A 10,508-nucleotide genomic window follows, 5' to 3' on the forward strand; every position below is an offset into this window, starting at 1 on the left:
CAGGCCGGCATGGTGATGGTGAACCTGCCGACCGCCGGTGTCGACTACCACGTGCCGTTTGGTGGCCGCAAGGGATCGAGCTACGGCTCGCGTGAGCAGGGCCGTTATGCGCAAGAGTTTTTCACCACCGTGAAAACAAGCTATATCGGCAGTTGAGTACTCCACCGCGACCGTCGGGAAGCAGTTGCCGTTTCACGAGTGACTGCCATGGGTGCAAGCGCTGACCGTTCGGCTGTGGCCGACAAGCGACCATCGCAGGATGAACCTGAACGACAGCTTCGGGTCCCATTGCCGAGACTCAGGGGTGGGCATGCGGCCGTCGGCCACTGACTTTTCGCAGTCTGCGCCTGCCGGTTAAGTAACCAAGAGAAATGGCACCCCAGGAACGGCTCTGAAATACCGTCATAGCTGTTGGCAGGGTTTTCATGGGTATTGGTCGGTCTTTTAGAATAGGGGGGCAGTCTGTGCGGCCTTCTTGAGACTTTGCGGCACAGACCAATAATGGCGAAGCAATTTTCGCTCTGTCTCCAACCAATTGGAAACTAGCTACAGGGTTTATATGACATCAACACTCCTCACGGTTCAACCGGGATCTTTTCTCACGCTGCATTACCGCATGGCCGGGCCGGTCGGTGATGTGATCAACACCTTTGACGGCAAACCCGCCACGCTGACGCTGGGCACCGGTGAGCTCTCGCCCACGCTGGAGGCTTATTTGCTGGGCCTGTCCGAAGGCACCCACACCACGTTTGAGCTGCCTGCGGGCACCGCATTTGGCCCGCACAACCCGGCCATGCTGCAATGGCTGGCGCGCCAGGAACTGATCGACATGGGTGAGCCCGACGAAGAGTATGCGGTGGGCGATGTGCTGCAGTTCCCCACGCCGGACGGCAAGGGCAAGTTTGCCGGTTCGGTCCAGGATTTCAGAAGCGATGAGAAGGGCGACGCCGTGTTGTTTGACTTCAACCACCCGCTGGCCGGTCGAGCCGTGACCTTTGAGGTGCATGTGATCGGAATTCTGTGACAGCCAGCGCACCGCAGGACATCCTGCTGGCCGAGCCGCGCGGCTTTTGCGCCGGTGTGGACCGGGCCATCGAGATTGTGGAGCGAGCGCTGCAGAAATTTGGCGCTCCCATCTACGTGCGCCATGAAATTGTGCACAACACCTACGTGGTGAATGACCTGAAGGCGAAAGGCGCTATATTTATTGAAGCACTGGATGACGTGCCTGCGGGGGCTACGCTCATTTTTTCGGCCCATGGCGTGAGCCGGGCGGTGCAGCTGGAGGCTGCCGCCCGGGGTTTTCAGGTGTTTGATGCCACCTGCCCGCTGGTGAGCAAGGTGCATGTGGAAGTGGCCAAGCTGCACAAAGAAGGCTATGAGTTCATCATGATCGGCCACAAGGGACACCCCGAGGTCGAAGGCACCATGGGACAGTTGGAGGGCGGCATTCATCTGGTGGAGAGTGTGCTTGACGTGGCGCGCATCAACCCGGCGCAGACCGACAAACTGGCGGTGGTGACGCAAACCACGCTCAGTGTGGACGACGCGGCTGACATTGCGGCGGCCATCAAGGCACGGTTTCCGAAGGTGCGCGAGCCCAAGCAACAAGATATTTGCTACGCCACGCAAAACCGGCAGGACGCCGTCAAAGTGATGAGCCCGCTGGTTGACGTCGTGATCGTGGTGGGCAGCCCGACCAGTTCCAACAGCAGGCGGCTACGTGAAGTGGCGCGCAAGCTCGGCACCGAGAGCCACATGGTGGATGGCCCGGACGAATTGCAGGCGCAGTGGTTTGAGGGTCGCCAGCACGTGGGTTTGACCGCCGGTGCCTCGGCCCCCGATATCCTGGTGCGCCAGGTGATTGACCGCATCAAGGCACTGGGCGCGGTGTCTGTGCGCAAGATGGCTGGTACGCCGGAGACCGTGAAGTTTCCGCTGCCCAAGGGCTTGCGTCTGAAGGATACAGAGGCTCTTGGATAGCTATTGTAATGATAGCGTATTGCGCATAAGGGACGGGGGCTCTGGCCTGATTCTTCATAAATATGCAGCTGACCAAATTGGCGCGCGATGTGATGTTCAACCCGCAACTCATCTGCCTGATAGGTGCTGAGTGCACCGGCAAAACGACGTTGGCAAAAGCCCTGGCCGCGCATTTTTCCAGCCTGTGGGTGCCAGAGCATCTGCGCTCTTTTTGTGACTTGCAGGGTCGCACGCCCAGGGCGGATGAGCAGGCGTTGATCATGCGTGCCCAGTTTGAGCAAGAAGAGCAGGTGGCGGCACTGGCCCGGCAAAGAGCTTGCCCGTATGTACTCTGTGACAGCGCGCCGCTGCTCACCGCGATTTACAGCGACTTTTATTTCTCCGACAGATCGCTTTTTGAGTGCGCCCATGTCTTGCATACCCGCTATGCCTTGACGCTGCTCTTGCAGCCAGACATGCCGTGGTTGTCTGATGGCCTGCAGCGTGACGGTGACCCCGCGCGGGCCGCCATTCAGGCCAGGCTGCGGCACGAGCTTCACGCCATGCGCCACCCGTGCATTGAGGTGTCCGGCTCGGGTGACAGCCGACTGCAGGCCGCGATTCTGGCGGTTGAGACACTCACAAGCTGAACATGGGTCCCGCGCTGGCTGCAAGCGCCGCGCCCGTGCAGCTTGAACTGCATCATTACAATGGCGAGCTCACCGGGGGTGTCCGTTGCAAGATGGTCTGAGAAATACCCCACTCACCTGATCTGGATCATGCCAGCGTAGGGAGCGTGAAGGTTGGCCTTCATCCTGGCGTTTTGTGCGTTGGCGCATCGAAAGGCTTTGCCATGAACCGTCGTCTTTTTACCCTGGCCGCCACCGCGCTGGCCGCGTTCTCGCTGTCAACCCAAGCCCGTGCGGCCGATGAACTGCGCGTGATGGTGCACAGTTCTTTTTCACTGCCCAAGCCCCTGCTGGCGCAGTTTGAAGCGCAAAACGGCATCCGGCTGGCCATCATCAAGGGCGGCGATGCGGGTGAAATGCTCAACAAGTTGATTTTGACCCGCGCCCAACCCATCGCCGATGTGGTGTTTGGCATTGACAACACGCTGGTGGGCAAGGCGCTGGCCACGGGCGTGCTGGAGCCTGCGCTGCCCCAGACCGCCGACGCGCCCGATGCCAATCTGGGGGCTGCACTGGCGGCGGTGGACTATGGCTTTGTGACCTTGAATTACGACAAAGCGGCTGTGGCCAAAAGCGGCATCAGTTTGCCGAAAACCTTGCAGGATTTGACGCTGCCCGCCTACAAGAACTGGTTGGTCACTCCCAACCCCGCCACCAGCAGCACCGGCTACGCCTTCATGTTGGCCACCATTTCCGCCATGGGCGAAGAGCCCGCCTTTGCCTGGTGGGCGCAGATGCGCGGCAACGGCCTCAAGGTGGTCAAGGGCTGGAGCGAAGCTTATTACACCGACTTTGCACGTAACAAGGGTGCCTACCCGCTGGTGGTGAGTTACGCCACCAGCCCGGCCGCCGAGGTGTTTTACAGCAAGGAAAAAACACCAGAGTCGCCCACGGCGAGCCTGAACCTCAAGGGTGGCGTTTTCCGCCAGGTGGAAGGTGTGGGCCTGGTCAAAGGGGGTGGCCAGCGGGCGATGGCTTTGAAGTTTGTCGATTTTCTGCGTTCCGCCCCTGTGCAAGAGGCCCTGCAAACGGCGATGTGGATGTACCCGGTGCAGGCCAAAACCCCGTTGGCCGAGGTGATGCGCCACGCCGCCGAGCCGACCGAGTTTGAGGCCCCGGCGACCCAAGTGGTGGCCGGCAAGGGTGCGCAGTGGGTCGCACGCTGGACCAAAGTGGTGCTCAAGTAGCGCGGCCGTCGATGTCGCCTGTTGTCTTGCCTGGCTGGTTGCGTCGCAGCGTTTGGCTCGGGCTGCTGCCCGCTGTTGCTTTGCTGGTGCTGCTGATTGCGCCGCTGGGTCGGCTGGTGCTGGCCGGGTGGGCGGGTGACGTCAGTTTGCCCGGCGCGGCCGCCACGGAGGCATGGTCGCTTGGATCGCCCTGGCAAGACGACTACCTGCGCTGGCGCGTGCTCTGGTCGCTCGCGCAAGCGGGTATCACCTGCGTGCTGGCATTGGCGTTGGGCTTGCCGCTGGCGTGGGTGCTGGCGCGCTTTCAGTTTGCGGGACGTACGCTGGTGCTGCGCTTGTTGATGCTGCCGTTTGTGGTGCCCACCCTGGTGGCGGCTCTGGGTGTATTGGCGCTGTGGGGTCCGCACGGCGTGCTCAGTGGCTGGCTCGGTGTCAACCTGCACAACACGCCCTGGCTGCTGCTGTACGGCAACCTGTTTTTCAACCTGTGTCTGGTGGTGCGCGCCGGGGTCGATGCGCTCGGCCAGGTGAATGCGCGCCAGGTGGCGGCGGCACGCTCTTTGGGAGCCACGCCGTGGCGGGCGTTTTGGCGGGTCGAGTGGCCGTCGATCGCGCCGTGGCTGATGTCGAGCTTGTGCCTGGTGTTTTTGTATTGCTTTGCCGGCTTTGGCCTGGCCTTGGTGCTGGGCGGTCAGCGTTACGCCACTGTGGAGGTCGAGATTTACACCCTGGTGGCACACGAGCTGCAACTGGGTCAAGCCAGCGTGCTGGCGCTGTGGATGCTGCTGCTGACGGGTACGGTGGCGCTGGTCTATGCCCTGCTTGAGAAACGCCTGGCGGCTCCCGGTCGCGTGGAACCCATTGCGCGCAGGCCGCCCCACGGCATGGCTCAATGGCTGGCCTTGCTGGCGGCGCTCGGGGTGCTGTTTGTGATTTGCGCGCTGCCCGTTCTGGCCATCGTCTGGCGCGCGCTGGATGCAGGTTGGGTCACTTGGGTCACGGTGCTGGACGCAGAGGTGCGTGGCGCTCTTTGGAACACCTTGCGTTTTTCCGCGCTGGCCTTGGCTGTGGCGACACTGTTGGGCGTGCTGCACGCGCTGGCTGCGGAGCGCTCGGTGCCCTGGCGCGCCGCGGCATTTCTGCCGTTTGTGGTGTCACCGGTGACCGTGGCGTTTGGCCTGCTGTTGTTGTACCCGAGTTGGACGGCCAGTTTGCCCCTGTTACTGGCGGCCTACGCCGTGCTGGCCTACCCCTTTGTCGCTAAATCCTTGTCAGCGGGTTTGGACAGTCTGCCCCCGCATGTGCTGCACGCTGCCCGCACCCTGGGTGCCAGCCCGCAGCGTACTTTTTGGCGTGTCACCCTGCCACTGTTGCGCCCCGCTTTACGCCGGGGCATGGCGTTTGCAGCCGCCACTGCTTTGGGTGAGTTTGCGGTGACGCTATTTTTGTCGCGTCCCGAGTGGGCCACGCTCACGACCTTGATCTACCAGCGCCTGGGTCACCCGGGGGCGAGCAGCCTGGATCAGGCCATGGTGCTGGCGTGCCTGCTGATGCTGTTGGCCTTGCTGGCCTTTTTACTGATTGAGTGGCCGGTGGCCGATCGTCATGATCGCAGGTGCTCACCGGCAAGTGCTGTGGCTGTGGGGGCGTTTCTTCATGCTTGAGCTGCGCCACATCAGTCAGAACTATGGTGATCGGGTCCTGCTGCAAGACATCAACCTGCAAGTGGCTGCCGGTGAAATTGTGGCCCTGCTGGGGCCTTCTGGCAGCGGCAAGAGCACGCTGCTCAGCATCGTGGCGGGCCTGCAGCCGCCACTCAAGGGCAGCGTCTGGTTTGACGGCCAGGACATCACCCGGGTGCCGCCCGAGCGGCGCCACTTTGCACTCATGTTCCAGGACTTTGCGCTGTTTGCGCACCTGAACGTGCTCGATAACGTCGCTTTTGGCTTGGTGGAGCAGCGGCTGGCCAAGTCGGACGCGCGCGCACGGGCGGCGCAGATGCTGGAGCGTTTTGGTCTGCTTGATCATGCCCGGCATAAGGTTTGGACGCTCTCGGGCGGTGAGCAGCAGCGCGTCGCGCTGGCGCGTGCCCTGATCACGAATCCGCGTGCGCTGCTGCTGGACGAGCCGTTTTCAGCGCTGGATGCCGAGTTGCGCCAAGGCTTGCGCGAGGAGTTTTGCCGGCATATTGCCGCCGCTGGTATGGCCACGCTGCTGGTGACGCACGACGAAGCCGAGGCCCGCGCCATGGCCGCGCGCGGCGTGCGACTGGTGGACGGGCAATTGCGGGCCGCGTGGTAGCGATTTCAGGCAATCCAGGATACAAAAAATTTACAATCTTGTCATGCTAGACATCACCACCCTCCGAAAAGACCTCGACTCGGTTATTGCCCGTCTCGAAACCCGTAAATCACCGCAAGCCTTTCTCAATGTGGACAGCTTCAAGACGCTGGAGGCCGAGCGCAAGACGATTCAGATGCGCACCGAAGAGCTGCAAGCGCAGCGCAACACTCTATCGAAGGAAATTGGACCCCTAGCGAGCCGGATCACTAGGTTCAATGCTGAGGAAGAGTTTGATCAAGCTGACTTTTATCGGAATCTGGTTGAGCAGAAGAAGGATCAGGTATCAGGCTTTAAGCAGGAGTTGGAAGCCTCCGCGACCCGGCTGGAACAAATTCAGCTGGAGTTGCAGGGGCTGTTGCTGGGCGTGCCCAATTTGCCACACGAGAGTGTGCCGGTGGGCGCGGATGAGAATGGCAATGTGGTGGTGCGCAGCTGGAGTCCCGACGGCAAGGGACCCAAGGCCTTTGATTTTGAGGTGAAAGACCACGTTGATATCGGCACACCGCTGGGGCTCGACTTCGAGTTGGGCGTCAAGCTCACTGGCGCCCGCTTCACCGTCATGAAGGGCCCGATTGCACGCCTGCACCGGGCGCTGGCCCAGTTCATGCTGGACGTGCAAACCCAGGAACACGGCTACACCGAGTGCTACACGCCTTACATCGTCAATGCGCAAAGCATGCGCGGCACCGGACAGTTGCCCAAGTTTGAAGCCGACTTGTTTGCCGCCAAAAAAGGCGGGCAAGAGGCTGAAGCGGCGCCTGACAACAGCGCACTTTATTTGATTCCGACCAGCGAAGTGCCGCTGACCAACTTTGTACGCGACGTGGTGTTGGCCGAGGCCGAGTTGCCGGTCAAGCTAACCGCCCACACACCGTGTTTTCGCTCCGAGGCTGGCAGTGCCGGGCGTGACACGCGTGGCCTGATTCGCCAGCACCAGTTCGACAAGGTCGAGATGGTGCAGATCGTGCACCCCGACAAGAGTTACGAGACGCTGGAACAGATGACCGGTCACGCGGAAGCCATTTTGCAAAAGCTGGGCCTGCCCTACCGGGTGATGTCCTTGTGCACCGGTGACATGGGCTTTGGTGCCAGCAAGACCTACGATCTGGAAGTCTGGTTGCCGGCGCAAAACACCTACCGTGAAATCAGCTCGGTATCGAACTGCGAGGCCTTCCAGGCGCGCCGCCTGCAGGCGCGCTTCAAGAACGCACAGGGCAAGAACGAGCTGGTGCACACGCTCAACGGTTCGGGACTGGCGGTCGGGCGCGCGCTGGTGGCGGTGTTGGAAAATTACCAGAATGCCGATGGCTCGGTCACCGTACCGCAGGCTTTGCGTCCTTATGTGGGCGGTCAAAAAGTTCTGGGCGCCACCACCATGAATGACATGGATATGTAGCTTGCCATGAACCTGCGCCTACTGCTGCTCATCGTCCTATTGGCATTGAGTTTGCCAGGCCAGGCAGTGGAAACCTTGCGCGTACTGACGTGGCCTGGCTACGCCGACAGTGATCTGGTCAAGTTGTTTGAGAAACAGCACGGCGTGCGGGTTGAGGTGAGCTTCGTCAGTTCCGATGATGTGCTGCGGCAAAAGATCAGCGCGAACCAGGGCGGCAACTTCGATGTGTTTGCGGCCAACACGGCCGAAATGCAGCACTACATCAACGAGCGACTGGTGGTGCCGTTGCGGCTCGCCAATATTCCCAACACGGCGCACCAGTTGCCCCGTTTTCGCAAGCTGCAGAGCATTCCGGGAATCACCCGTCTGGGTGAGGCCTATGCGGTACCGTACACCTACTCGGAAATGGGGCTGATCTATGACCGCAAGCAGTTTGTGCAAGCGCCCACCTCGCTGGCTGCGATGTGGGATCCCAAGTACCAGGGGCGGGTGCTCGCCTTCGATACCAGTAGCCACAATTTTTCGATCGCCTCATTGGTGCTGGGGGGAAAACCTTTCCGGATTGAAGATAAAGATTTCAAAGGCGTAGTCAACCACCTCATCGCCTTGCGCCGCAATGTGTTGACCTTCTACACCTTGCCGGAAGAATCAGTCGAGCTGTTTCGTCATCATTCGGCGGCACTTCTGTTTGCCAATTACGGCCGCCAACAGCTCAAACTGTTGCGCGATGCGGGCGCCGATGTCGGTTATGTCATTCCCGTTGAGGGCGCACTGGCCTGGCTGGACTGCTGGGCGCTGACGCGCGGGGTCAGGAACAAGGAACTGGCAGAGAGCTGGATCAACTTCATGCTGGACAAAAAAGTGAGCAGCGAATTGACCCGACGTCAGGGTCTGTCCAATACGATTGAAGTCGACACCGAAGCGGCGGATGCGGACAAGATCATCTGGCTCGAACCGGTCGAAGATGACAAACGCCGGGCAGCCCTGTGGGGGCGCATTATTTCTGGCGATTTGCCAGGGCGGTTCTAGCTCATGCGTTATGGCATCGGTTTCAAGCTGGGGCTTTTGCTGGCCAGTTTCAGTCTGGTGGCGATGGGAATCGTGGGTTACTACTCATATGCCAGTGGCCGTGCTACCTTGCTGGCGGCCGCGCAACGTGATTTGCTGACGGCGACTCACGTGCTGGGGCGCAACTTTCAGGCCAACATCGACGCAGTTGCCAGGGACACCTTGCTGCTGGCAAGCCTCCCGGCCAGCTCGGCCATGGTCAGTAGCCCCGAGAGCATGCCAGCGGGCCGTGACCCAAAGGGGCTGAGCGATACCTTCGCGGCGATGATGGCGGCGCATCCTGAATATTTCCAGATTCGACTGATTGGTGCCGACCAACACGGCCTGGAACTGGTTCGCTTGGACCGTGACGACGGCAAACTGGTGCCGGTACAAACAGACAATCTGCAGGAAAAAGCCCATTACCCCTATGTTTTCAACACCTTGCAACTGGGCCGGGGGCAAGTCTATTTGTCGGACATCACGATCAACCACGAAGAAGGGGCGCATTCCGGATTGCACAAGCCCACCGTCCGGGTCGCCTCACCCGTGCTGGACGACAGCGGCAAAGTGCTGGGGCTGATCGTGATCAACGTGGATCTGAACGGCCTGTTTGACCGCCTGAAGTCCGATCTGCCAAGCGCCTATCAGTTGTACCTGAGCAACCATTGGGGCGACTTTCTGATTCACCCCAACCCGGCCGAAGCCTTTGGCTTTGACCAGGGACGCAGAATCTTTATTCAAGAGTCTTTCGAGCCGGTTGCGGCCTTGATCAACGGCAAGAGCGCCAGTGTGGTCACCAATATTGACGCTATTCAGCAAGCTGGCAACGGGCTGGTGGCCGCTTTTATCCGCATGCCTTTTGGTGGCTCGGTCCAGAAGGATTTTGTGATTCTGGGACTGTCGCAGCCGCTGGAGAACGTCGTGCGGGAAACGTCGAAGCTGGGTTGGAACACCGTTCAAATCATTCTTGTGCTGGGGGTTCTTGCCATACTTCTGGCGGCGCTGGTTTCGCGCGCCGTGATCGGCCCCCTGCGGAAAATGGTTGATGCGATGAGTGTCTTTTCAAAAGAGCATGTGGTCAACGAATTGTCGGCGGCCCGCAAGGATGAAATCGGGCTGCTCGCCAGCAGCCTCAACGACATGCAGAACATCATTGTGGCGAACATGCGCGATTTGAACGAGAGCCGGCAAGCGCTTGAGCATCTGGCCCAACATGATCCCCTGACCGGTTTGCCCAACCGCGCACTGTTTGACGACCGGCTGCGTCAAGCGGTCTCACAAGCGCGGCGCGACAAGACGCACATGGCCCTGCTGTTTGTTGATCTGGACGCGTTCAAGGACGTCAACGACACTTGCGGCCATCATGTTGGGGACTTGTTGCTGAACGCCGCTGCGAAACGGATGCAGGCCTGTGTGCGCCATGCCGATACGGTGGGGCGCATGGGAGGTGACGAGTTTGTCGTGCTGCTGACCCATGTCGAGGAGGACCAGGATGCCGTGCTGGTCGCCGAAAAAATATGCAAGGCCCTCAGTCAGCCTTTTGATCTTGATGGCCGCAGTTTGTTTATTGGGTCCAGCATCGGTGTGGCCCTCTACCCAGAACATGGTAGTGACGAGCTGACGCTATCGCGCAGTGCCGATGCCGCCATGTACCGTGCCAAGGAGAGCGGCGGCAACCGCGTCAGTCTTTTCGGGTCTTGACCCGGCATTCAATCTCAAGGTAGGAGCTCGCCATGCGGCTTGGTGCCGGGAAGCCAAGCATGAAAAAAGCTCTTTCACCATTTTTTCATTTGGTGAAAGAGCTTTGTTTTTGGCGGAGAGGGTGGGATTCGAACCCACGGTACCTTGCGGTACGCCTGATTTCGAGTCAGGTACATTCGG

At 60.3% G+C, this 10,508-nt stretch carries 10 protein-coding genes and 1 riboswitch; all 10 genes read left to right on the forward strand.

Annotated features, from left to right (window positions below):
• Positions 1 to 156 (forward strand): aldehyde dehydrogenase family protein (locus WA157_RS17530; RefSeq protein ID WP_422622196.1); only part of this gene is annotated, 156 nt, incomplete at its 5' end.
• 403 nt (positions 157 to 559) lie between these two features.
• Positions 560 to 1,024, forward strand: a complete 465-nt coding sequence (locus tag WA157_RS17535) for an FKBP-type peptidyl-prolyl cis-trans isomerase (protein ID WP_422622187.1) — start codon at positions 560 to 562, stop codon at positions 1,022 to 1,024.
• Positions 1,021 to 1,983: a 4-hydroxy-3-methylbut-2-enyl diphosphate reductase gene (gene ispH, locus WA157_RS17540; protein ID WP_422622188.1), complete on the forward strand. Its 963-nt coding sequence runs from the start codon at positions 1,021 to 1,023 to the stop codon at positions 1,981 to 1,983. The genes WA157_RS17535 and ispH overlap by 4 nt, the downstream gene beginning before the upstream one ends.
• Positions 1,984 to 2,045: 62 nt before the next feature.
• The gene (locus tag WA157_RS17545) at positions 2,046 to 2,612 is read left to right on the forward strand and encodes an AAA family ATPase (RefSeq protein ID WP_422622189.1); all 567 of its coding nucleotides are present in this window, start codon (positions 2,046 to 2,048) and stop codon (positions 2,610 to 2,612) included.
• A 64-nt stretch (positions 2,613 to 2,676) separates the two neighbouring features.
• Positions 2,677 to 2,774: riboswitch (TPP riboswitch) on the forward strand.
• Between the two features lie 41 nt (positions 2,775 to 2,815).
• Positions 2,816 to 3,838, forward strand: coding sequence for a thiamine ABC transporter substrate-binding protein (locus WA157_RS17550; RefSeq protein WP_422622190.1), 1,023 nt, complete (start codon positions 2,816 to 2,818; stop codon positions 3,836 to 3,838).
• Positions 3,839 to 3,849: 11 nt separating this feature from the next.
• On the forward strand, positions 3,850 to 5,502 hold the full coding sequence (locus WA157_RS17555) for an ABC transporter permease (protein ID WP_422622191.1): 1,653 nt from the start codon (positions 3,850 to 3,852) through the stop codon (positions 5,500 to 5,502).
• A complete protein-coding gene (locus tag WA157_RS17560; protein ID WP_422622192.1) occupies positions 5,495 to 6,139 on the forward strand; it encodes an ABC transporter ATP-binding protein in 645 nt (214 codons plus the stop codon). The genes WA157_RS17555 and WA157_RS17560 overlap by 8 nt, the downstream gene beginning before the upstream one ends.
• Positions 6,140 to 6,182: 43 nt before the next feature.
• Positions 6,183 to 7,577 carry a serine--tRNA ligase gene (serS, locus tag WA157_RS17565; RefSeq protein ID WP_422622193.1) on the forward strand — a complete coding sequence of 465 codons (1,395 nt, stop codon included), beginning with the start codon at positions 6,183 to 6,185 and terminating at the stop codon, positions 7,575 to 7,577.
• A 6-nt stretch (positions 7,578 to 7,583) separates the two neighbouring features.
• Complete coding sequence (locus WA157_RS17570) at positions 7,584 to 8,606, forward strand: extracellular solute-binding protein (protein ID WP_422622194.1); 1,023 nt, start codon at positions 7,584 to 7,586, stop codon at positions 8,604 to 8,606.
• Between the two features lie 3 nt (positions 8,607 to 8,609).
• On the forward strand, positions 8,610 to 10,328 hold the full coding sequence (locus WA157_RS17575) for a diguanylate cyclase domain-containing protein (protein ID WP_422622195.1): 1,719 nt from the start codon (positions 8,610 to 8,612) through the stop codon (positions 10,326 to 10,328).
• Positions 10,329 to 10,508 lie beyond the last annotated feature (180 nt).

Origin of the sequence: Rhodoferax ferrireducens, assembly GCF_049302455.1 — a bacterium.
Lineage (GTDB): Bacteria > Pseudomonadota > Gammaproteobacteria > Burkholderiales > Burkholderiaceae_C > Rhodoferax > Rhodoferax ferrireducens_B.